19 protein-coding genes and 1 riboswitch are annotated in these 21,728 nt (G+C 71.3%); of the genes, 7 read left to right on the top strand and 12 right to left on the bottom strand.

The features are described 5' to 3' along the window. Nucleotides 1–16 precede the first annotated feature (16 nt). Nucleotides 17–1,267, bottom strand: coding sequence for an MFS transporter (locus BXA10_RS22295; RefSeq protein WP_084753149.1), 1,251 nt, complete (start codon nucleotides 1,265–1,267; stop codon nucleotides 17–19). A gap of 205 nt (nucleotides 1,268–1,472) precedes the next feature. After that, nucleotides 1,473–2,087, bottom strand: a complete 615-nt coding sequence (locus BXA10_RS22300) for a LysM peptidoglycan-binding domain-containing protein (protein ID WP_076472761.1) — start codon at nucleotides 2,085–2,087, stop codon at nucleotides 1,473–1,475. Beyond that, a riboswitch (cyclic di-AMP (ydaO/yuaA leader) is annotated at nucleotides 2,086–2,286 on the bottom strand. (Overlaps the previous gene by 2 nt.) 319 nt (nucleotides 2,287–2,605) lie before the next feature. On the opposite strand from BXA10_RS22300, the gene BXA10_RS22305 reads away from it, so the two are divergent. The 4 genes from BXA10_RS22305 (at nucleotide 2,606) to BXA10_RS22320 (ending at nucleotide 5,527) form a co-directional block, all read left to right on the top strand. Continuing rightward, nucleotides 2,606–3,622 carry a methyltransferase gene (locus tag BXA10_RS22305; protein ID WP_076472762.1) on the top strand — a complete coding sequence of 339 codons (1,017 nt, stop codon included), beginning with the start codon at nucleotides 2,606–2,608 and terminating at the stop codon, nucleotides 3,620–3,622. A gap of 266 nt (nucleotides 3,623–3,888) precedes the next feature. After that, entirely contained in the window at nucleotides 3,889–4,191 is a 303-nt protein-coding gene (locus tag BXA10_RS22310) for a hypothetical protein (RefSeq protein WP_076472763.1), read from the top strand. Nucleotides 4,192–4,646: 455 nt separating this feature from the next. Further along, nucleotides 4,647–5,198, top strand: a complete 552-nt coding sequence (locus BXA10_RS22315; RefSeq protein ID WP_076472825.1) for a GNAT family N-acetyltransferase — start codon at nucleotides 4,647–4,649, stop codon at nucleotides 5,196–5,198. After that, entirely contained in the window at nucleotides 5,195–5,527 is a 333-nt protein-coding gene (locus tag BXA10_RS22320) for a putative quinol monooxygenase (protein WP_076472764.1), read from the top strand. The genes BXA10_RS22315 and BXA10_RS22320 overlap by 4 nt, the downstream gene beginning before the upstream one ends. Before the next feature lie 123 nt (nucleotides 5,528–5,650). Here the strand turns inward: BXA10_RS22320 and BXA10_RS22325 are convergent, their stop codons facing one another. Next, nucleotides 5,651–8,023 (bottom strand): glycoside hydrolase family 84 protein, encoded by a 2,373-nt coding sequence (locus BXA10_RS22325; RefSeq protein WP_139338085.1) that lies wholly within the window; start codon nucleotides 8,021–8,023, stop codon nucleotides 5,651–5,653. A 197-nt stretch (nucleotides 8,024–8,220) separates the two neighbouring features. On the opposite strand from BXA10_RS22325, the gene BXA10_RS22330 reads away from it, so the two are divergent. Then, a complete protein-coding gene (locus tag BXA10_RS22330; RefSeq protein WP_076472765.1) occupies nucleotides 8,221–10,413 on the top strand; it encodes an FUSC family protein in 2,193 nt (730 codons plus the stop codon). On the opposite strand, the gene BXA10_RS22335 is transcribed toward BXA10_RS22330, so the two are convergent. The 8 genes from BXA10_RS22335 to BXA10_RS22365 all read right to left on the bottom strand — a co-directional run bounded on the left by BXA10_RS22335 (nucleotide 10,355) and on the right by BXA10_RS22365 (nucleotide 16,781). Then, nucleotides 10,355–10,954 carry a TetR/AcrR family transcriptional regulator gene (locus BXA10_RS22335; protein ID WP_076472766.1) on the bottom strand — a complete coding sequence of 200 codons (600 nt, stop codon included), beginning with the start codon at nucleotides 10,952–10,954 and terminating at the stop codon, nucleotides 10,355–10,357. The genes BXA10_RS22330 and BXA10_RS22335 overlap by 59 nt on opposite strands. After that, entirely contained in the window at nucleotides 10,944–11,408 is a 465-nt protein-coding gene (locus tag BXA10_RS22340) for an SRPBCC family protein (RefSeq protein WP_076472767.1), read from the bottom strand. The genes BXA10_RS22335 and BXA10_RS22340 overlap by 11 nt, the downstream gene beginning before the upstream one ends. A gap of 30 nt (nucleotides 11,409–11,438) precedes the next feature. Continuing rightward, complete coding sequence (locus BXA10_RS22345; RefSeq protein WP_076472768.1) at nucleotides 11,439–12,059, bottom strand: L-threonylcarbamoyladenylate synthase; 621 nt, start codon at nucleotides 12,057–12,059, stop codon at nucleotides 11,439–11,441. 47 nt (nucleotides 12,060–12,106) lie between these two features. Next, the gene (locus tag BXA10_RS22350) at nucleotides 12,107–13,411 is read right to left on the bottom strand and encodes a CynX/NimT family MFS transporter (RefSeq protein ID WP_084753156.1); all 1,305 of its coding nucleotides are present in this window, start codon (nucleotides 13,409–13,411) and stop codon (nucleotides 12,107–12,109) included. 315 nt (nucleotides 13,412–13,726) lie between these two features. Further along, the gene (locus BXA10_RS22355) at nucleotides 13,727–14,314 is read right to left on the bottom strand and encodes a TetR/AcrR family transcriptional regulator (RefSeq protein WP_076472769.1); all 588 of its coding nucleotides are present in this window, start codon (nucleotides 14,312–14,314) and stop codon (nucleotides 13,727–13,729) included. A gap of 70 nt (nucleotides 14,315–14,384) precedes the next feature. After that, nucleotides 14,385–15,584 carry a cupin domain-containing protein gene (locus tag BXA10_RS22360; protein WP_076472770.1) on the bottom strand — a complete coding sequence of 400 codons (1,200 nt, stop codon included), beginning with the start codon at nucleotides 15,582–15,584 and terminating at the stop codon, nucleotides 14,385–14,387. After that, on the bottom strand, nucleotides 15,581–15,715 hold the full coding sequence (locus tag BXA10_RS32465) for a hypothetical protein (RefSeq protein WP_281251445.1): 135 nt from the start codon (nucleotides 15,713–15,715) through the stop codon (nucleotides 15,581–15,583). The genes BXA10_RS22360 and BXA10_RS32465 overlap by 4 nt, the downstream gene beginning before the upstream one ends. Before the next feature lie 154 nt (nucleotides 15,716–15,869). Further along, entirely contained in the window at nucleotides 15,870–16,781 is a 912-nt protein-coding gene (locus tag BXA10_RS22365; RefSeq protein ID WP_076472771.1) for a nucleoside hydrolase, read from the bottom strand. A gap of 468 nt (nucleotides 16,782–17,249) precedes the next feature. Between BXA10_RS22365 and BXA10_RS22370 the strand changes: the two genes are divergently transcribed. Both BXA10_RS22370 and BXA10_RS22375 read left to right on the top strand, forming a co-directional pair. Further along, a complete protein-coding gene (locus BXA10_RS22370) occupies nucleotides 17,250–17,459 on the top strand; it encodes a hypothetical protein (RefSeq protein WP_076472772.1) in 210 nt (69 codons plus the stop codon). Nucleotides 17,460–17,470: 11 nt separating this feature from the next. Further along, nucleotides 17,471–18,352 (top strand): SDR family NAD(P)-dependent oxidoreductase, encoded by an 882-nt coding sequence (locus tag BXA10_RS22375; protein WP_076472773.1) that lies wholly within the window; start codon nucleotides 17,471–17,473, stop codon nucleotides 18,350–18,352. Between the two features lie 83 nt (nucleotides 18,353–18,435). Here the strand turns inward: BXA10_RS22375 and BXA10_RS22380 are convergent, their stop codons facing one another. Next, nucleotides 18,436–21,555 (bottom strand): amidohydrolase family protein, encoded by a 3,120-nt coding sequence (locus tag BXA10_RS22380; protein ID WP_076472774.1) that lies wholly within the window; start codon nucleotides 21,553–21,555, stop codon nucleotides 18,436–18,438. Between the last annotated feature and the right edge of the window lie 173 nt (nucleotides 21,556–21,728).

Genomic DNA, 21,728 nt, shown 5'->3' on the forward strand with positions numbered 1-21,728 from the left:
AGTGGCCTGAGCTGCACTAGGCACGCTGCGCGGTGGCCGGCAGCGTCGCGGCGAGCCGGAGCAGGGCTACGCTGGCCACCGCGGTCGCGACGGCCAGGATCAGCCACAGCAGCCGCGCGTCGAACGCGATGAGCCCGGCGAACGCACCCGGCGTGGCGACCGCTGACACCGCCCAGGTGAGCTGGTACGTGGCCAGATACCGACCCCGGTAGGCCTCGGGCGCCAACGCGGCGGCCAGCGATGCCGAAGGCCGGGCGTGCAGCAGTTCACCGAGCGTGCACAGCACAACCGCGAGCACGAGCCCAACCGTCAGGGCGGGACCGGCCGGCAGTGCCGCCGCGAGAGCGAAGGCACCGAACGACGCGACGAAGACCATTCCGGCCAAGGCCATGGCGTGGGTACGGCGAGCACGCTGTTGCCAGCGCAGCACCGGGAGCTGACCGGCGGCCACGAGGATGGTGTTGAGGGTGAAGAGCAGGCCGAGCAGGCCGGCGGGAGCGTGCAGCACCACCGTGGCGTAGAGCGGGATGGCGATCGGGATCACGCTGTGCCCGCCGGTGAAGGCCAGCTCGGCGAAGGTCAGCCGCCGGAACGTTCGGTCCCGGAACACCCGCCCATACCCGGCGAACAGGTCACGCGGTCGCTGCCGCACCGCCCGGCGGTTGGCGCGACCCGATCGCCCGGTCGCCGCGAGCAACACAGCCGCGATCAGGAAGCTCGCGGCGTTCAGAACCGCGATCACCTGGTATCCCGCCTTGTCCGCGAGTTGTACCGCCCCGGCGGCGAGCAGCCCGCCGATGCCGAGACCGACGTTGCGTCCGGTGCTGACCAGGGCGTACAGCCGATCCCGGGCAGCGCCCTGGGCGTGGTCCGCGACGTACGCGCTGTTGGCGGGATAGAAGCTGCGGTCACCGGCCGAGACCACGGCCGCGATCACGATGAACATCGCGAAGCCGTGCACCAGCGGGTAACAGGCGAACCCGACGACCCGCAGCAGGTAGGAAGCGATGAGGACCTGGCGAGCCCCGAACCGGTCCGCGGCGACTCCGGCGAGCGGATTCGCGACCAGCCCGGCGAACGCGGCGACGGTGAGCCCGAGTCCGACGGTCTGCACCGGCAGCTCGGTGACCGCCTGGACGAAGACCAGGGTGAAGGGCAGGTACAGGCCGGACCCCAACGCGTCCACGAACATCCCGGCGAGGTAGGCGGCATGCCCGGCCCTGGGATGCCTCCTGGTGGGCGAATCCGTCCCAGTCGTCAAGATCATGGAGCGAGTCTGCAAGTTGAAGCAGACTTCAAGTCAACGTCCGGCCGCCTCGCCCGCCAGGTCCAGCGGGCGGTGACGTGAAGATGAGCGAAGGCGGTCAGGACCGGCCGGATGACCGGCCCCGACCGCCTACCGCTGGTACGCGGCCAGCGACTCGGACCTGCGGATCAACAGAGTCCCTCGGTGGATTGCGATCCGCGAGTCGTCACAGGCTGAGGCGCTGTCCCGGAAAGATCAGGCCCGGGTCGTCGCCGACCACGCGCTTGTTGCGCTCGTACAGGGCGTGCCAGCCGCCGGTCACGTGGTGCGTCCCGGCGATCTCCGACAGCGTGTCGCCCGGCTTCACGACATAGGTGCCGCCGGTCGAGGTCGAGGTGCTGTGTCGCTGGGTGTGGGTGGTCGACTTCGTTCCGCTGCCCGAGGAGCGCTCCGACCCGCCGGTCGACTTCGACGTCGTCGAGCCGCCCTGCTTGCCGCAGGTCGGCCACGCGCCGATTCCCTGACCGTCGAGCACCTTCTCGGCGATCGCGATCTGCTCGTCACGGGTGGCGAGGTCGGCACGGGCGGCGTACTTCGTGCCCCCGTACCCCTCCCAGGTGCTCTGGGAGAACTGGAGCCCGCCGTAATAGCCGTTGCCGGTGTTGATGTGCCAGTTGCCGCTGGACTCGCACTGGGCGATGGCGTCCCAGTTGACCGCAGCCTGGGCGGGGGCGGCGCCGAAGAGCGCGACGGCGCCGGTGACCGCGCCGGCGGCCAGTGCGCCGACGGCGACGCGACGAGCGGTAACGGCACGGTGACGGGCGTGGTACGCAGATGTCATGGATTTCCTCCACGCCGACGAGGTGAGCTGTCGGGTTCGGACTGAGGTGCCCGGCCGCGGAATGGGCGGCTTCACCCCGAGGCGCCCTTGACGCGGGAAGCCGGTGGCTTCGCCGGTGGGCGCCGGGAAACGGTGGGTCCCCCGCTCCTGCCTGGGTGACGTTCCGACGACCGGCGGCAGGATTTGGCGTTACCGGTCGCGGTGTTCGCGTTGGCGAACTCGACCGACGCTAGGCAGCATTCGCGGCCATTGCCCACTTCCTGTGAAGTTGTTCACCGGGGCACGTGTGGCAGCCGGCGCTCGAGTTGCGCGCCGGCTCGAGCCGTGCAGCGGTGGCACGTGGTCCAGATCGCCCAATTTGGACGATGACGCCGGCACGACCCGGTGGGCAGGGCGAACGCCGGCACGATGTCACGGACCGCCGAAAGAGCCGTTACTGGATTCCGAGCGTCGCCGCGTGCTCCTGCCGCATCGGGCCCGGCGGCACTCGGGATACATGCACATGCTCTGATTTGCTCATGATCAGTCCAACTCCTCTGATGAGTCTCGTCGCCGGCGTGTGGGGCTTCAAGACCCTCGCCGTCGGCGTCGAACTCGGCCTCTTCACCCGGCTCGCCGATGGGCGCACCATCACCGTCGACCAGGCAGCCACCGAGTTCGGCCTGGCCGAGCGCCCGGCGGACATGCTGCTGGCGGCGAGCGCCTCCCTCGGCCTGCTGGAACGGGCGGGCGACGGCTACCGCAACTCCGAGCTCGCCGAGCAGTTCCTGGTCGAGGGCCGCCCGTACTACTTCGGCGGCCAGATCCGCTACTCGGACCTCCGCACCTACCTGCCGTGGCATCGCATCGCCGACGCGTTGCACACCGACCGACCGCTCACCTGGGATCCGCAGGGCCAGCAGTCGATGTTCGACACCAGTGACCCGGAGATGATCAGCCAGTTCTGGGACGCGATGTACTCCACGTCCAGCTTCACCGCCCGCGCGCTGGCCGGCGCGTACGACTTCGGCGCGCACCGAGCGCTGCTCGACGTCGGAGGCGGGGCGGCGGCGTTCCCGATCGAGCTGTGCCGGCACCTGCCGGACCTGCGAGCGACCGTGCTCGACCTGCCGCACGTCCTCGTACGCGCCGAGCAGCGGATCGCTGCCGCCGACCTAGGCGGTCGGATCAGCACCGTCGCCGGCGACTTCCTCGCCGACCCCGCGCTGCCGCTCGGACACGACGTCATCCTGCTGAGCATGATCCTGCACGACTGGGACGAGCCCACGAACCGGGCGCTGCTGGCGAAGTGCCACGCCGCGCTGCCGCCCGGCGGGGCGATCGTCATCTGCGAGCTCCTGCTGAACGACGAGCGCACCGGTCCGCCGGAGGCGGCGCTGATGGGGATGAACATGTTGGTCGAGACGGAGGGTGGCCGGAACTACTCCGGAGCCGAGTACGCCGCCTGGCTCGCCAGTACCGGTTTCGTCGACATCCGTACGGTGCCCTTCGACGCCCCCGGCGCCAACGGGGCGGTGGTGGCCCGCCGGCCGTGATCGTGACCCGCTCGGGCCGACGGCGCACCCGCCAACCTGCTGACCGTACGGGGTCACACCACTGCGGACAGTGATCTCAGGTGGCTATTGGGGCGTACGTCCCGTGACGACTGCGACACGTCGACGCGCAGGGCTGGGTGGATCGGGCTACGTGGGCAACAATCCCGGACGGAGACCTCGCAGCTCAGGCCGCCCAGCCGTCGAGGTTTACCGGGGGGAGGCAGCGGTGAAGGTAGGGCGGCACACGAATCCCAGGGGGGATAGCCATGTCCGAAACACACCGCAGCGATGCCGTCACAGATCGCCCTGACGAGGTGACCGACCCGCTGCTGTGGAAGCTCGCCCTCGAGGTGGCCGACGCGCACGAGCCCGACGGCCAGGGGGGCTGCCAGAACCTGTTGTGCGCGGGCGAGCCCTGGCCGTGCACCGCATGGAACAACGCCCAGCGGGCGCTGCGCGCGGCGCAGGGCGACGTCGCCGACGACACCCCGGCCCCCGTCACGCCCAACTTCCCCGCCGGCTGGTCCGCCGCACCGATCGTGCCGGCGACCCGTCGCACGGCGGCGTAACGCAGAACCGCACGACCCGGACGCAGAACCGCACGGCCCGGTAGCACGACCGGCGACCCGGGTCCGGGACAGCAGACCGGCCGTCCGCCGTGACCTGGCCGGCGGGTGGCCCGCTTCGGGTACGGCTGTGGGTGGCCCGGTGACGCTGGAGCTGAGCGGCGCCGGCCACCACAGCCCTCCCGGGCGGGGGTGCGGCCGCCGCTCGCAGCGACGGACCGTGCGGCAGGGTTACCACGGCCTGGTCGCGCCGGTGCGTCCGAACGGCACGCACACCCGGCCGGACCTGCCGATGACCGAGTACGCGACACAGGTCCGCGCGGACGGTCCACCGGTCGACCCGTGGCTGCGGGCGCACGTACGGGCGGGTGGACGTATCGACCTGTCGTGGATCCTCGCCGATGTGCGCGAGGGTCGCGGGGGCACCGAAGTCGGCCGGGCTGGCCGATCATTGGCAGATGTTTCCCGTAGAGACCAGCGGTCGGCGGCTGACGCTGCGCGAGCTGACCGAGGCGGATGCCGAGGCCTTGCACGTGATCCTCGCCGACGCACGAGTGGCCGACCAGGTCCTCGACGAGGCGCCGCCGTCACCGTCGGAGATCCGCGACGCGATCCCCACTTGGCAGGCGGATGCGACAAGCGAGCAGCGTCGACTCTACAAACTCGCCGCGATCGCGGACGGCCAGTTGGTGGGGCTGGGCACGCTGGCCGTCGTCGACGCCCAGCACCGGCGCGGCGAGATCGGGTACCTCATCCATCCGGACCGGTGGGGGCAGGGGCTCGCCACCGAACTTGCCGCCCTCCTGGTGGAACTGGGGTTCCGAACGGCCGAGCTGCACCGGATCCAGGCGACCACCCGGCCGGACAATCCCGCCTCGCGCCGGGTGCTGGAGAAGATCGGGATGCGATCGGAGGGCAGGTTCCGCGAGCACCTGTTCGTCCGGGGCGTCTGGTGGGATTCACTGTGTTACGCCATCCTGGCTACTGATCAGCCGAAAGGAACCAAATGATCTTCATTACCGCGAAGTTCCGGGTGTTGCCGGAGGACGCCGACCGGTGGCCCGAGATCGTCGACGACTTCACCCGTGCGACCCGCGCCGAGGCGGGCTGTCTGTGGTTCGAGTGGTCCCGCAGCCTCGACGATCCGACGGAGTACGTCCTGGTCGAGGCGTTCCGGGACGCGGACGCCGGCGGAGCGCATGTGCAGTCGGCGCACTTCCAGACCGCACAGCGGACCCTGCCGCCGCACCTCGCCGAGACGCCGAAGATCGTCAACGTGACGGTCCCGCAGGACGACTGGTCCGAACTCGGCGAGATGGCCGTACCGGAGCGCCCCTGACGCGGCCGAGCACGGCAGGCGGGAGCCCGCCGCGGAGCGTGATCGGCAGGACACGACCTCGGCCGTGCCCTGCCGATCACGCCGTACCAGTTGGCGACCCCGCACCGCGAGGTCGGTGTGCCGTCAGCCGGCCGCGCCGTAGACGCCCAGTTCGTAGATCGAGTAGCCCCAGGTCGTCTTACGGTCGACGCCCTGCATCCGCACGAAGCGGATCGGCGTGTCATCGTTGAGCCGCACGACGTCGAGGGCGCAGCTGGAGTCCGTCACATCCTGCACGGTCTGCCAGTCGGCCCCGTCGGCCGAGGTCTGGATCCGGTACGACGTGGCGCAGGCGGACTCCCAGTTGACCGTCACGGCGCTGACCACTGCCGGTTCGGCCAACTCGACCTGGACCCACTCGGTGTCGGAATACCCGGACGCCCACCGGGTGCCGTTGTCGCCGTCGTTGACGAACCGTGCGGCCAGCCGGTCGAGGTCCTGCTCGACGCTGGAGGCGGTCGCCATGCCGCCGATGGCGAGGTTCTCCACGTCGCCGAGTTCCCACAGGTCGAGGGCGAACTGGGCACGCATCAGGAAGGTGTCCAACACTCCGTCGGCGATGCGTACCGGCGCCCGGCCCCACGTGTTGTCGGGCGGATCGACCACCACCGCCCGCGCCTGGTCCTGCAGCTCCTGCGACTGTACGGCCAGCGCGTCCGAGCCCGGCTCGTCACCGTCGAGCCTGGCCCGTAGCGCGTCCAGCATCCGCTGAGTCGCTTGTCCCCACAGCTCGGTCGCGTCGAGCCACGGCCGGGCGTCGGAGACGAAGTCGGGATCGACCGCCCCGGCGCGGATGGCGGCCGGCGCGGTGGTGATCTGGTCGACGTAGCGGCGCAGGCCGCTGAGCGCGGCGCTACGGTCACCGGCCTTCCAGGCCGTCCAGAACGCCTGGATCGCCGCGTCCAGGACCGGCGCCTGCGGCTGCCACGGGGCGCCGAAGCTCGGCGCCAGGTGGTTGAGGTCGCCGAAGACGAGCAGGGCCTGGGTGGCTGCGGGGTCGCCACCGCTGAGGTGGCGCATCGCCTCCCGCCAGTTCCGTGCCGGGTCGTAGTCGCGGTCGTTCCAGGTGAAGTCGGCGAAGCCGAAGATGGCGATCTTGCTCGCCGCGGCCTGGTTCATCGGATTCGACACGATGCCGGCCAGGTGCTCGGACAGCCCCGCTTCGCGCTTGTCGTACGGCGCCAGCAGCAGCCGGCCGCTGGTGTTGCCGTAGTCGTTGACCGGGTAGTTGTCCCACACGAACACCTTGCGGCCGAAGAGCTGCGAGACCTGCTCGGCCTGGCTGATGGTGATGCTGGGCGGTACGACGGCGGTGCCGGTCCACATCACGACGACCTCGGGATCGAGGTAGGCACGCCAGGACTGCTTGTACGACGTCTCGGTCAGGTCGCCGTACTGCGTCGGAACCGTCTGCAGCGCCTGCGTGCCCTCGTGGGTGTCGACGAAGGCGTCCTGCACGTAGCTCAGCAGTTCGGCCTGGGCCCGACCGACGCTGCCCTGGTTGGCGGCGCCGTAGCGGGCGCTGTCCTCCGGACAGTTGAAACGTAGCGAGATGTCGTCCAGCGGGATGGAGTAGGCGCGCACTCCGATGTCGTACATCGACTGGAACTTGGCGAGCAGGGCGGAACGGTCGGCCGCACCGCTGTAACAGATCGTGTTGCCGGGCGACAACGCGAACGTGAAGCGGACGTGGTGGGCGGCCGCCTGATCGACCAGCTCGCTCAGCTCGGCCAGCTTCGTCGCCGGGTACGCCTCGCGCCACCGCTCCCGGTGGTACGGGTCGTCCTTCGGCGCGTAGATGTAGGTGTTCGCCTTGACCGCCCCGTAGAACGCGAGCTGGTTCAGCCGCTCATGGTGACTCCAGGGCTGACCGTAGAAGCCCTCGATCGTGCCCCGCAGTGGCATGGCCGGGTAGTCCCGCACCGTGGCGCCGGCGATCCGCCAGCCGCCGTCGGGGCTGGGCACGAAGAGCTGCCGCAGAGTCTGCACGGCGTAGTACTGCCCGGCGGCGTCCGCGCCGCCGAGAGCGACCCGGCCGAGCGGCGCACCGGACCGGGTGACGTTCAGCGCGTACGCCTCAGCGTGCTCGGGTACGGCGCTCTGCAACGCGGCCGCGACGTCCGCGCGGTCCGCCGGGCCGAGCCGGATCGACAGCGGCGCCCGGCCGGACGGCTCGGCCACCAGGTCGACCCGGTCGGCGCCATGGCTGCGGAGCAGGTCGACGAGAAGCTGCCGCGCGGGATCGTCGGTACCCGAACCGACGACGAGTTCGACCCGGCCGGGGACGACGACGTCCGGGCCGGACCGGCTGATCTGCTGCGGCACGGGGGTGATCTGGGGTAGCGGGCCGGCCGGCGGCGCGCCGGTGACCGGTGCCGGCACGGCGAGCAGCGCGCCGGTCAGCGTGGCGGTGGCGACGCCGGCCAGCCGACGCGACAGGCGGGGGTGCGTCCTCACTGTCACCTCCGCCGCGCGTCGGTACGGAAGGGAGCAGGGCGGGCACGGTGATCATCAATGTCCATATCGGCAACCTACCGCTCGGAGAGCGGGGCGGCACGACCTCCGTGGGCGGGATTTGCACCGAACGCCGACCCCGCCACGGCTGCGGGATGGACAATTGGCCGGGACTGAGGTGCGTGCGACGGAGGTCCAGGGTGCTCGGAACCGGCCTCCTGGCCTGGGTGCATCACCGTGACCCGGGGTACGTCGTCCTACGGCGTGCCGCCCGGCTGACCCTCGTCGCGTCCATCGGCTTCTACGGCGGCCGCTACGGTGCGGGTGACCCGACCCTGGCCACGTACGCGCTCTTCGGCGCCGTCTCCATGGGCGCCTTCACCCAACTGCCGGGCCCGCCCGGTGAGCGCGCCCGGATCCTGCTCCTGGCGCTACCGGCGGCCTGGGTACTGATCTCCGTGGGCACCGTGCTGGCGGGTAACGTCTGGGCGGCATCGGGTGGGATGCTGGTCATCGGCTTCACCGTGGCGTTCGCCGGCACCGGTGGGCCGCGCCTGGCCGGCCTGGTCGGCGCGTTGCAACTGTTCTACATACTCGCCTCCTTCCCCCCGTACCAGCCGGACACCCTGCCGCAGCGGCTGATCGGCGTGACGCTCGCGGTGGTGCTGCTCGCCATCGCCGAGGTGCTGCTCTGGCCGGATCCGGTTCCCGTCTCGTACCGCCAGCGGGTCACTCATGCTGTGAACCGCCTGGCGGCGCTGCTCGACGGGACCACGCGGCTGCTCTCCGGCACCGGAGGCGACCCGCGCGAGCGGACGGCGTGGCAGGAACAGGCCGCAGAATCGGTGGCCCGGCTCAGACTGGCGGAGTTTCCGTCGGCGGAGCGGCCGACCGGTTCCGCCCTACGCGACCGTGGGCTGCGGGGGTGCGAGGCGGCGCTGCGGGGGATGGTCGTCAAGGTGCGGCGGATCCTGACGGAAGCCCCGGCGCAGCCGCCGGCCAGTCTGCCGACAGCGCGGCTGCTTCGGGCGTGCACCGACGCGACCCGGGCCGCGGGCGTGACCCTGCAGCGCGGGGGGCCGCCGGCGTCCCTCGACGACCTGGACGCCGCGGTCGGCGTGTCCGAGCGGGCGTTCCCCACGACCTCGGCGGACCTGCCGCGGCTGTGCCTGGACGCCGGGGCACTGGGCCTCGCCGACCAGGTGCGTATCCTGGCCCTCTGCGCCCGAGCCGCCGTCGGCATCCCGACCTCGGACGAGCATCCTGCGGTGGCCGCCTACCAGGGGGTGGTCGGCAGCGTGCGGCAGCGCGGGTGGCGCCTGTACTGGCGGCAGTTCGGGGCGCACCTGACGTTCCGCTCCGCCCTGTTCCAGACGGCGCTGCGACTCGCCGTGGCGCTGGCCGCCGCCCGGGTGATCGCCGGCGTGCTGCCTCTGCAGCACGGCTTCTGGGTGCTGCTGGCGACGCTCACCGTGCTGCGCACCTCGGCCGTGGACACCCGCACGGCGCTGCGGCCGGCCGTGCTGGGCACCATCGCCGGCGCGCTCGCCAGCGGCGCATTGATGCTCTTCGTCAACGGATCGATCGTCTACGTCGTCGCGCTGCCGGTGACCATGGTGCTGGCGTTCACCCTCGGCCGGCTACTGGGTCCGTCCTGGGCGCAGGCGCTGTTCACCCTGCTGCTCACGTTCGTCTTCGCTCAGCTCGCGCCCGCGGGCCCCCAACTCGCCGAGGCCCGCCTCGTGAACGTCCTGGTCGGTGCGGCTGTCGGAATCCTCGCCGGCGTGCTCGTGTGGCCCCGTGGCGCCCGCCACGACCTGCGGAGGAACACCGCCAGTTACCTGCGGGCGATCGGGGACCTGGTCGAACAGGCCGTCGAGGGGACGCTCGGCGGTCCGCGACCGGTTGGCGCGCTCAGCCGGGCCATCCGGGCGGCGGCGCTCGCCGACGCCTCCTACGCCCAGTACCACGGCGAACGACACGATCCGCACTCCGGCGGGGTGGACTGGCAGGCCGTCATCGCCGTGGGGCACCACGCGCTGCACGGCCTACCGGCGACGCTGTTCCGGAATCCACCCGGCTGCCTGGCCGACTGGCCGGAGACGGCCGCGCATCTGCACGGCGTCGCCGTCCAGGTGCGATCGGCGTTCGACGAGATCGCCGACCAGATCGCCCGCGGCGACGTGCCGCACTCCGCGCTCGTCCCGACCCGTTGCGTGGACGAGCTGAACCGCGTCCGTCCGTTGCTCGACGAACGCGGCGCAAGCCAACAGATCCGGCACCTCGTCGAGGTGAACTTCCTGCTCGCCAACCTCGGTGATCACATCGCGCAGGTCAGTTCGTCCGACCGTCCTCAGCCGGGACGGAGTTCGTCGCCGGAGGGGGCGAGGTGATGATCCGCGCGAACAGCTCGGCTGCCGCGTCGGCTGTCTCCCGGTCGCCGGTGATGAGCAGGTCGAGCAGGAGGCCGCGGGTCGCGGCCAGGGCGAGCCGGGCCCGAAGACGGGCTTCCGTCTCGTCGAACCCGAGCCGGCCGAACACCTCCTCGACCGGTCCGGCCCAGGCGGCGATCACCGAGGCACGGAACGGCTCGCCCCAGGACCGGTCGTAGAGCGCCTGCGCGTAGATCTCGAAGAAGAGCCGTTCCGCCGGTGCCAGATCGGGGTCGGCCAGGCGTCGCCAGAAGCTGCGGCTGACCTCGGTCGGATCATCCGATCCGGTCGCGAGCGTGCTGAGCGTCTGCCGCTGCTCCGCCTCGATCCGCCCGACGACCTGGGCGAGCAGGCCCTCCCGGCTGCCGAAGTGGTAGAGCAGCATGCGGTGACTGGTGCCCGCACCGGCGGCGATCTCCCGAAGGCTGAGCCGGCTGAAGCCCCCCTCCTTCAGGAAGGCGACGCACCGGTCGAGCAGCGCGACGCGCGGGTCAGCGGCCATCCGCCGTCGCCGTGTCGCCCGCTTCCGGAGCGTCACGCGACTCGGCGGCGGCCTTGAGGCCGGCCGCCTCCAGTCGCACGTACCGCCGGGTCTTCGCCGAGATCAGCAACGCGACCAGCCTGGCGAGTGGACCGGTCTGCCGGATGCCGATGCTGATCCGGGTCGCCCCGCCCGCCTCGCTCTCCAGCCGGTGGTACGCGACGGTACGCACGCCGGGCGCGTGCGCCTCCCAGACGTACGACTCCCCCTCGCGTACCTCGCGCACCTGCCAGATGTTGACCGGGAGGCCGGGCTGCCGGATGCGGAAACGGTTACCCACGGCGAGCGCCGGACCATCGAGCGGTTCGACGGACGTCATCGACGCCGTCCAGCGTGGATATGCGGTCACGTCCGCGAGCGCGGCCCAGGCACGGCCGCGTCCGGCCGTCGTGACGACAGTCTCCGCGTAATCCATGTACCGGATGGTACATCGACGCATCTGCCTCTATTCGAAGCGGGAGGTGTCTCCTGCCCCATGGCGCAGGATCTCCGGCTCGTCCTCGGACAGGTCGATCACGGTGGTCGGTTCCTTGCCGCACTCGCCGGCGTCGAGCACCGCGTCGACGAGATGGTCGAGCCGTTCCTTGATCTCCCAGCCCTGGGTCATCGGCTCGTCGTCGCCGGGCAGGATCAACGTGCTCGACACCAGCGGCTCGCCGAGTTCGGCCAGGAGCGCCTGGGTGACCGCGTGGTCCGGCACGCGCACGCCGACGGTGCGCTTGCGGGGATGCAGCATCCGACGCGGCACCTCCCGGGTGGCCGGCAGGATGAACGTGTAGCTGCCGGGAGTCGACGCCTTCACGAGGCGGAAGACCGAGTTGCTGACCTTGACGAACTGGCCGAGCTGCGCGAAGTCCCGGCACACCAGGGTGAAGTGGTGGCGCTCGTCGAGCTGCCGGATCTGGCGGATCCGGTCGAGGCCGTCCTGGTTGCCGAGCCGGCAACCGAGGGCGTAGCAGGAGTCGGTGGGGTAGGCGATTAGGCCACCGCCGCGGACCAGGTCGACGACCTGGCCGATGGCCCGGGGCTGCGGGTTGTCCGGATGCACGTCGTAGTACCTCGCCATGCGTCGAGACTAGTGCGCCAGGAAAGCCCGCAGCCCACGCGCCGCCGTCAGCTTGCGGTGACCTCGCGGGAGGCGTACCGGTTTCGGGCCGAGCCGAGCCCGGAGGCGATCGTGGGCACGCCGAGGGCGACCAGCACCGCCAGCGGAACCACCCAGCTGCCGGTGGCGTCGTGCAGCGCACCGATAGCGAAGGGGCCGACGGCCGCGAGGATGTACCCGGAGCACTGCGCCATGCTCGACAGTTGTGCGGCGTGCCGGGCGTCCGGCGCGCGCAGCACGATGAACATCACCGACAGGCTCAGACCGGCGCCCTGCCCCACACCCAGCAACGCCATCCACAGATAGGTGTTCGCTCCCGGCTCCACCAGGAGGCCGGCAAAAGCGACCATGGTCAGCAGGGCGCTCAGCAGCACCAGCACGCCGGGATGGAACCAACGGTGGGCCAGCATCGGGGTGAACAACGCTCCGACGATGGCGGCCAGGCTGGAGAAGGAGAGCATCCAGCCGGCCGTACCGGACGACATCCCCGTGCCGGTGAGAACCGTCGGCAGCCACGCCGCCGCGGAATAGAAGACCAGCGACTGGGCCGCGAAGTAGAACGCCACGAACCACGCCACGGGATGCGTCCAGAGCCCGCGTACCACCTGGTCACTGACGTCGCCACCGGGCGACCGGGACATACCCGCGCGCTCGCCCGCGGTCCGGTGCCGCAGCTGCGGCAGCCACACGAGCACAGCCAGCACGGCGAGGACACCCCACATCGCCAGGGCCGACCGCCAGCCGAAGTGCAGGGCGTTCTGGATCGGCAGGGTCACGCCGGCCGCGAGCGCCGCGCCGAGGAACAGCGACATGGTGTAGATGCCCGACATGAGGGCGACCCGGGACCGGAACTCCTGCTTGATCACGCCGGGGAGCAGCACGTTGGCCACGGCGATCGCCGCGCCGACGACCAGGGTGCCGATCAGCAGCATGCTCGTGGGATGCAGCAGCCGCAGGACGGTTCCGGCGGCCAGCAGCACCATCATGACCAGAAGTACGGGGTTCACCCCGAACCGGCGTCCGATGCGGGGCGCGAACGGGGCCAGCAGCCCGAAACAGAGCAGGGGAAGGGTGGTGAGCAGACCGGCCATCCCGGTCGACATGCCGGTGTCGGCACGCATGGCGTCGAGCAGCGGCGAGACCGCCACCACCCCGGGACGGAGGTTCATGGCGAGCAGCACCAGACCGACGGCGAGCAGAGCCGCCGATCGTGTGCGGACCGGCCGGCGGCGGCCGGCCGGGAGATCGGCCGGCGGCGCCGCCGAAGTGAGCGGTGCGCCGTGCTCCACGGCCACTGGTGGATCGATGGACATTCGGGTTCTCCTCGAGCAGTGGCTGCCGGCCTACGCGCCGGACAGTGATTTGGTCTCCGTGAATCGCCATGGCGGACGGGTCCCGCGCCGCAGCGCCTTTGCCGACCGGCGTGCCGTTTCCGGGCACGACGAAGCGCGGCGCGTCCAGGAAGACATCGGGACGTGCCGAAGCGAGCGGACGCGCGGGTGCGCGCCAGCTGGTTGTCAGGTGTGCCGGCGGGAGTCGCCGCCGAGTGGAAGGTCGATCAGCCGCCGACCGCGGCTCAGCGCCGGCGTCCCTGATCTCGGCGCGTCACCACGGCTGCGGCGGCCGACTCACCCGGCACTGGGCGCGGCGGCCTTGAGCAGCGCCAGGGCGCCCCGCACGGCACGTTCGTACGGCACGACCGACTGCTCCGCCCGGGCCAGGGCGTACCCGCCCTGCACCACCGCCGCGAGGGTGTCGGCCGTCTCCTCGGCGTCGAGTTCCGGGGCGAACTCGCCGGCCGCCCTGCCCTCTTCGATCACGTCGACGAGGAACTTGTGCAGGAGCGCGAAGGTCTCCCGGACCGGCTCGCGGAGCTGGTCGTTGACGACCACCTCCGGGTCGGCGACCAGCCGGCCCACCCGGCACCCGCGGAGCGCGTCGCGCTCCCGCAACAGGTACGCGGCGATCCGGTCGAACGCCGTCCCCTCGCCGGTGAGGACGGACCTCAGCTCCTCCTGCATCAACGCGGCGCTGTGTCGCTCGGCGGCCAGAACCAGGTCCCCTTTGCCCTGGAAGTGGTGGTACATGCTGCCCTGTCCGACTCCGGACCGGCGCAGGATCGCCGCCGGGCTGACACCCACGTACCCGCGCTCCCAGAGCAGCTCGGAGGTTCCCTCGATCAGACGCTCACGCGCGTCGTCCTGTTGTCTGGCCACCCCACCACCATACCTACTAGTACGTATGGCAACCAGGTGACGTACCTCGCGGCTGGGTTTCCGCTTCGCTCTACCCCGCGAACCTCTTGATCGACGGCGGCTCGTTGACGTCCGGGCCGAAGAACTTGAAGACCACCAGGTCGGTGTCGCCGGTGTTCTCCACCGTGTGCGGGGCCGCCGCCACCGCGTGACTCACCAGCAACTCGTCCCGGTCGGCGTCGCCGCCGCGCACGTCGAGCCCGCAATACCGCCCGGCACCCGACCAGACCAGGATCGAGTACACCCCGTTCTCGGTCGCCGTGTGCTGTCCCCCGGGCGGCACGACGAGCTTCTTCCCGCTGAACTTCGGGGTGTTGTAGAAGATCCACCACTCGGCGCCGCCGCCGTCGGTGGCGATCGGCTGCGGGCTCAGGTGGTTGTTCTCGTAGAAATACGGGTCGCCGTTGAGCTCCCACTCCACGAAGTTGAGCGGGAAGCGTTCGCCATGCGCCTCGCGGTCGGCCGGGCGTACGTCGTGGAAGAGCAGTTCCTTGGAGATGATCCGGCCGGCGTTGAGCGCCTGGAACATCGCGAAGACGTCCGAGTCCTCCTGCAGCTCCACGGTGAGCGCCGTACCCGGCCCGTGCAGCACCCCGGAGGGCACCTGGAACCCCTCGTCCGGCACCTGCAACTCGGCACGTGAATGCCGCAGAATCAGGTCGCTGTCCCAGTCGACCAGGTACGGCAGGAGCACGTCGTACGCGCCCTCACGGACGATCCACGGATGCACCCCGAAGAACGTCTCCGGGTGCGGGCCGGCGTCGACACCGGACGGGAAGTAGTACGCCTCGTCCTTCGACCGGCGGCCCAGCAGCTCGGCGAACCGTTGCGGCGGATGGATGTGGTACGGAATCCGCGCGCCGTAGTCGAGCAGCTTCGCCAGCCGCCCGAGACCCTGCGGATGGCTCGCCGCGTACGCCTCCCCCATGATCGCACCGGGGTCGGCCGCCACGGCATCCCGCAACGTCATCCGGGGCCGGCCCGACGAGTCGACGACCCGGCTGAGCCCCTCGTCGTCCGGGCCGATCCGGTTGTCCGCCTTCGTCGTCGAGCCCAGCCACCGCTCGCAGAGGAAGCCCCGCTCCCCCAGGTCGTACGCGTCCTCGGGCAGACCGAACCGCCGGCCGGGCGGCACCAGGTCCCGCGCCACGAACGCCGGCGCGAGCCGCAGCACTCCCCCACCGTCGTTCAGCAACTCCTCGACCAGTTGGCGGGGCGACGAGACGCTCATCCCCTGGGTCCACTCATCAAGGCGCCCTGGATGAACCGGCGCTGGAACACCGGGAACGCGACGATCATGGGAAGCGCGGCGACGGCCGAGCCGACCATCGGCAGGTTCCAGGACGTCCGATTCTTGAGCACGAACAATGCTAGGCCGAGCGGCGCGGTGCATTCGTCGGAACGGGCGAGGACGATCAGCGGCCAACCGATCGATGCGGTACCTCACCCCAGGCATCGCGCCGGCTCACCTCGGCAGCGCCCGGCTCGCCCTACGCGTGCTTCACCCGTCTGACGCTCAGCGGCGATCGACCCGGGCGCCGTGCGGCGCGGCGTCGAGGATCGTCAGGTAGTGGTCGAGGAAGGCCTCCGGGCGCACCCCGACCGCCACCTCGTGCGGCCCCCGCCCGCCCTGCTCCGCGGCCCGCCACGTCGTAACTCCCGCCGCCGGCCAGGCCGCAGGGTCGACCGTCACCTCGCCGGAGGCGAACACGCACAGCTCCGGGTCGAACAGCGTCGCCGCAGCCAGCGGATCGTGGAACGTGACCTCGCGACGCTCGGCGAACCACGACGCGGCCATGTCCGCTACCGGACGCAACAGCGGGGTGGTGCAGTGCTCCAGGAACGCGTCGGCCTCCATCCGCACCCGAGTCGTCACGTCGAGACCGAGCGAGCGGTGCACCGGCACCCGGGCCGCGTACACGCGCGCCGCCGCGTGCGGGTCGCAGCGGATGTTCCACTCCGGGCCCGGCACCGTGGTGAACGCCCCGCCCATCAGCACCAGCGACCCCAGCAACGACGGGATCTCCGGGTCCACAGCGAAGAGCAACGCGACGTTCGTCAGCGGGCCGATCGCCAGCAACGTGACCTCACCCGGCCGCGCCCGGATCGTCCGCCGCAGGAACTCCACCGCCTCACCCGCCGGAAACGACGACTCGTGGTCCCACCTGGGCAGGGCGGTCGCCTGCGGCGGTGGACCCTGCACCGGCGGACCGGCCAGCGGCTCGGCGGCCCCCGGATAGATCGGCACCGTACGCCCCGCGGCCCGGCACAGCACGCTCGCGAGAGCGGCGCGGCGCGCCGGCTCGGCGGTCACCGTGGTGATGCCGAGCAGTTCGCAACGCGGCTGCGCGAGCAGGTACGCAAGGCAGGCGGCATCGTCGATGTCGTTGCCGATGTCGGTGTCCAACAGGACCGGAGTGCTCTCCATGGCGGGTCGATTATCCAAACGGACGGGCCGGAGGCAGCGGGACTCAGCCCGGTCTGCGCGGCCCGCGCGGCCAATGTACGGCCCGCTGCGACGAGTGGACGGTTCCCCACGATGAGTGGCACACCGGTCCGCGCCCTTCGCGGCAGGTGTCCGACGTATCGGTGGCGTGAAAAACCGGTCCCGGCGCGTACCGAGGGCGTCAAGATCCTTGCTCACGGCCGGGCAGCCGAGGTGTGCTCGTGACGTCGGGGCAATCGAACCCCGACAGGGTGAAAGGACGACGTCGGTCCCCTCGAAACGGCGAATCTCTCGAACTGTTCAAGGCGGGTCGGTGCGGTCCAGACAGCGCAACGACACCGCCTCGGCGGAGCGCAGGTCCGCCACCCGTCCCTTTCAGCCTCCACGCGGCAGGTCCCCGCCGGTTCGGCCGGGACCTGCCGCGGCCCCATCCGGCAGAAAGCAACGACTGTGTACGACATCATCGAATCGGGCATTACCGCCGCCGATCCCGCCGGGTACGTCGAGGCCACCGTCCGGCCCGACGGACGCCTCGCGGCCCTGCGGATCGACCCCCGCGCCACGTACGACCTCACCGCTGCCGAGCTGGCCGGTGCCTGCATCGAGGCGATCCAGCACGCCTGCTCGGCGCTGCCCGATACCAGCCATCACCCGCGCTGAGGCGAGAGACCATGCCCACCATCACCGCCGACCCCGTACCCACCGTCACCGCGCTACCCGAGCGGAGTCGCAGCCCGCTACGGCACCCGCCCCGCCGCAGGACAGCGTTCGTCACCGGCGCCGCCGAGGGCATCGGCTACGCCGTCGCCGCACGGCTGACCGCCATGGGATGGCGGGTGCTGCTGCACGCCCGTACCGCCGCCGAGGGCGCGGTGGCCGTCGACCGGCTGATCAGTCAGGGCGCCGACCCGGAACGGCTACGGCCGATCGCGGCCGACTTCACCCGGTTGGCCGAGGTTCGCGACCTCGCCGACCAGGTCACGTCCCCACTGGACCTGCTGGTCAACAACGCCGCCGTCGCCGGTGACACCCGGCGCGTGCAGACGGCCGACGGCCACGAGCTGACCTGGCAGGTCGACTATCTCGCCCCGTACCTGTTGACCCGGTTGTTGCTGCCCGCACTGACCGCGGCCGACGGGCCCCGGGTGGTCAACCTCTCGTCGAGCCTGCACCGGATGGGAAACCTGCCCTGGGACGACCTCGACCGCGCCGGGCGCTACTCACCGGTCGCGGCCTACGCCCAGGCGAAGCTGGCCCTCACCGTGTTCGGCGCCGAACTGGCCGAACGCGTCGACGGGCTGACCGCAGTGAACGTGCACCCCGGCGTGGTGCGGACTTCCCTGACCCACCTCTACAGCCGCAGCGGCGCCCCCGTCGAGGACGGCGCGTTGGCGGTGCTGCGCGCAGCGGTCAGTGACACCGTCAACGGCGGCTACTACGAGGGCACACTGCGGGCCGTCCCGGCCCCGATCGTCGGCGACCGCTCCTGCGCGCGGCGACTCTGGCGGCTCAGCGACCGGTTGGTCGGTCTGGACCTGCTCAGCCACGCCTGACTCCTCGCCCGGCGCCCGCTACCCGCGCCGCCGGACCCCGGAAGCACACGGGGCCCGGCGGCAGAGCGGGTGCGGCTGAGTCGTCAGCCTTCGGCGCAGCACGAATGGCGACCCGCTTCGACGTAGTGCGGGTCGTGCCACCAGTACCGGGCGTTGTCCGGGTGCGCGGGCAGCGGCGGCAGTACCCTGCTCACCGCGGCGGCCGGCACCGCACGTTCGCCCGCGAACGGCGCGAGCAGGTCGTCCACGCGGTGCAGCACCCCGTTGGTCATGGTCTGCCGCACGTTGGCGGCCTGGTCGATGTCGGTGAGCGGATCACCGCCGAGCACCACCAGGTCCGCGTAGCTGCCGGGCGCGAGCCGCCCGATCGGCTCCTCCAGGAACTCCCCGGGCGCCCGGGTCGCGGTCGTCAACGCCTCGTACGGGGTGAGCCCGTACTTCACCATCGCCCGCAGGTTGAGGTGCAGGCTGACCGCGTTGAACGCGATAGGCGAGTCGGTGCCGGTGAGCACCAGCCCGCCACCGCGGATCATCGCCGCCGCCTGGGCGACCTGCCGGGCCAGGTTCTGCCGGTTGGCCGTCTGGTCCGTGGTCTGCGCGGCGACGGCCGCGGCCTGCAACGCGGCGTACTGCCAGGACGGGTAGAGGGTGCGCACCCGCCGGTCGGTGACCAGCGAGGTGTCCTCACGCAGCAGCGTGTTCGCCCCGAACAGGGTCGGTGTGCGGGCCGCCCGCGAGATGTTGAAGATGTCGATGACGTCCTGGTATCCGGCGCCGATCGCGGTGACGGTGCGGGAGTAACCGAACCGGTTCGTCGCGCCGGTGTGCTCCATGCCGTCGCTGCCGAACGCGAACGCCGGGTAGTGGTAGTGCGAAGTGGAGTGCACACCCCGCCGGTGCGACCACGCGATCACCGCCCGCTGCCAGACGACCGGCAGCCGGACGTACGCCTTCATCAGGTCGTAGTCCAGCGCCTCGGCCCGCTCCAGCTCCAATTCCAACTGCCGCTCGTCGAAGGTCGGGCGCATGAAGTTGTAGTAGATCCGCGACCCGTCGACGGCCTCACCGGTGCCGAAGTACCGCGGGCCGATCCGGGCGCCGGACTGGATCGACTCCCGCTCCTCCACCATGTGATAGGCGGGGCTGCCGGGCGATCGGGTGGTGGTCACGCCGAGGGAGAGCCAGAGGCGGTTCTGCCGAGCGCCGTAGGCGTAGCCCTGCATCTCCCGATGATGGTGCATGTCGACCAGACCCGGGATCACCACCCCGTCGCGGGCGTCGACGATCCGCCCGTCCCGGCCCGGCCGGGACCGCTCGACCGCGGCGATCCGATGCCCCTCGACCACCACGTCGACGTCCGCGCGCAGCCGCCGGCTGACGCCGTCCCACAGGTGTCCGGCCCGGATCACCGTACGTCCGCGCGGCCGACTGTTGGCCCAGCTCAGACCGACCGGGACGGTGCGTGGTGCGCCGCCGTCGGCCGACACCAGCCGCAGCCGCCCATTGTTCAGGTACAGCAGCTGGGCGGAGTCGCCGCTCCAGCTGGGCGCGTCGGTCACCTCGTGGGTCACCTGGCGGGGCGTGCCGGCGAAGGTGCCGTCCGGGTGGACGTCGACCACCCAGAGGACGCTTGCCACCACGAACGCCATCCGCCGGCCGTCGGGCGACCAGACCGGCCCGTCGTCCCCTCGGGTCTGAATGGACCGGTGCGGCATCGGATCGACGTAGCGGGCGGCGCCGGAGATCCGGTCGACCAGCAGGATCTTGCTGAGCCCCTCCCGGTAGCGGGCCGAATAGGGTACGACGGCGGCGAGGGCGATGACCCGCCCGTCGGCCGACCAGGTGGGGCGGCCGGGTTCGAAGGTAGCGCCGAAGACCGGCTGCACCTGCCCCGACGCCACCTCGACGGTGTAGAGGGCGCCGTTCTGGTCGAGGAACGCCAGGTGGGTGCTCTGCGGCGACCAGGTCCCGGACAGCGCCGCGGCGTCCGGCAGGTCGGTCAGCTGTCGCTCCGCGCCGGTCCGCAGGTCACGCAGCCAGATGTCCAGCTTTCCGCCCCGGTCGGTGGAGTACGACAGGTACCGCCCGTCGGGTGACCACGCCGGGTCGCACTTCCACCACTGGTCGCGGGTGAGCGGGCGGGGCGACTGACCGATCGTCAGCAGGTAGACGTCGTTGAGCGCCCGGAATGCCACCTGCCGACCGTCCGGGGAGAGCACCGGGCTGCCGATGCCCACCACCGGTCTGCGGGTGGTCGAGTCGAAGTCCCGCCGCCGCTTGCGGTAGCGGGGCGTGGCGACGGTCACCGGGGCGACGAAGCCGATGTCGTGGTGGCGGTCGTTGTCGAGCCGGCGGCGCCGGATCCGGCCGTCCGCCGTGTAGACGAACTCGCGCCCCGAGCGCCAGGAGACCCGGAACGGGTAGGCGTCCTCGCCGGTGACCAGCGGCGCGTCGTTCCGCCACAGTTCGCTGCGGCCGTCGAGCAGCCGGTGGTAGACCAGGTCACGGCCGTCCGGGGTCCACGCCGGGCTGTGCAGAACGGCAGCGGTCGGGGCGGTGACCGCGGTGGTCCGGGCACCGCTGGTGAGGTCGACCACGTCGATTCGGGTGTTCGCGACCACGAACGCGATGCGGGTTCCGTCCGGCGACCAGGCCGGCTCGTACTCCTCCAGCTGACTGTCGGCGACGACCCGGGTCTGCCCGGTGTCCAGGTCGAGCAGGTGGATTCCGTAGCTGCCGGACCGGTCGGAGGAGAAGGCGATGCGTCGCCCGTCCGGGGAGAAGCGGGGCTCCCGGTGGTCGTACGGGCCGCGGGTGAGCTGCCGCAGCCCGGAGCCGTCCGGGCGGATCAGCCACAGGTTGAAGTTGCCGTCGCGATAGGACTGGAAGGTGATCGTCGAGCTGTCCGGCGCCCACTCCGGCTGGGCGATGTCGAACAGGTCGCTCGTGAGCCGGCGCGCCGGACCGCCCGACGCTGGTAACACCCACAACACGCTGACCAGGTCCATCGCGATCATCCGGCCGTCCGGGGAGAGCTGGGCAGCCACGTCGGTGCCCTGCCGCAGCGTGACCCGCCGCTCCCGATCCTCGGTCTCGTGGCGCTGCCCCGCCCGCGCCGACGTCGCGACCGCGATCCCGCTCCCCGCCAGTGCCGCCGCGCCGGCCGTTCCCGCCAGCAGATCCCGCCTCCGTACGCCCGTCATGATGCCTCCCCGTCGAAGCTTCGATCGAACATCTCCGATCCTTATGGCCGGGCGGAAGGCGACGCAGCTCCCAGCGGTCGGCGAGCGGTAAGCGGACAGGCACGAGCGGTGACCGGTCGGCTCTGACCGTTCAGCGGCACGCGACCGAGGTGGGACTGCTCGGGTGTCCGTCG

The organism is Micromonospora avicenniae (assembly GCF_900156065.1).
In the GTDB taxonomy this organism is placed as follows: Bacteria; Actinomycetota; Actinomycetes; order Mycobacteriales; family Micromonosporaceae; genus Micromonospora; species Micromonospora avicenniae.

What these genes read in the sequence shown, in the direction of transcription:
- BXA10_RS22320 (WP_076472764.1), top strand. Translation starts at nt 5,195, where the DNA reads ATGATCTTCATTACCGCGAAGTTCCGGGTGTTGCCGGAGGACGCCGAC.
- BXA10_RS22300 (WP_076472761.1), bottom strand. Translation starts at nt 2,087, where the DNA reads ATGACATCTGCGTACCACGCCCGTCACCGTGCCGTTACCGCTCGTCGC.
- BXA10_RS22310 (WP_076472763.1), top strand. Translation starts at nt 3,889, where the DNA reads ATGTCCGAAACACACCGCAGCGATGCCGTCACAGATCGCCCTGACGAG.
- BXA10_RS22380 (WP_076472774.1), bottom strand. Translation starts at nt 21,555, where the DNA reads ATGACGGGCGTACGGAGGCGGGATCTGCTGGCGGGAACGGCCGGCGCG.
- BXA10_RS22340 (WP_076472767.1), bottom strand. Translation starts at nt 11,408, where the DNA reads ATGGATTACGCGGAGACTGTCGTCACGACGGCCGGACGCGGCCGTGCC.
- BXA10_RS22375 (WP_076472773.1), top strand. Translation starts at nt 17,471, where the DNA reads ATGCCCACCATCACCGCCGACCCCGTACCCACCGTCACCGCGCTACCC.
- BXA10_RS22335 (WP_076472766.1), bottom strand. Translation starts at nt 10,954, where the DNA reads ATGGCCGCTGACCCGCGCGTCGCGCTGCTCGACCGGTGCGTCGCCTTC.
- BXA10_RS22360 (WP_076472770.1), bottom strand. Translation starts at nt 15,584, where the DNA reads ATGAGCGTCTCGTCGCCCCGCCAACTGGTCGAGGAGTTGCTGAACGAC.
- BXA10_RS22365 (WP_076472771.1), bottom strand. Translation starts at nt 16,781, where the DNA reads ATGGAGAGCACTCCGGTCCTGTTGGACACCGACATCGGCAACGACATC.
- BXA10_RS22295 (WP_084753149.1), bottom strand. Translation starts at nt 1,267, where the DNA reads ATGATCTTGACGACTGGGACGGATTCGCCCACCAGGAGGCATCCCAGG.
- BXA10_RS22350 (WP_084753156.1), bottom strand. Translation starts at nt 13,411, where the DNA reads ATGTCCATCGATCCACCAGTGGCCGTGGAGCACGGCGCACCGCTCACT.
- BXA10_RS22345 (WP_076472768.1), bottom strand. Translation starts at nt 12,059, where the DNA reads ATGGCGAGGTACTACGACGTGCATCCGGACAACCCGCAGCCCCGGGCC.
- BXA10_RS22315 (WP_076472825.1), top strand. Translation starts at nt 4,647, where the DNA reads ATGTTTCCCGTAGAGACCAGCGGTCGGCGGCTGACGCTGCGCGAGCTG.
- BXA10_RS22305 (WP_076472762.1), top strand. Translation starts at nt 2,606, where the DNA reads ATGATCAGTCCAACTCCTCTGATGAGTCTCGTCGCCGGCGTGTGGGGC.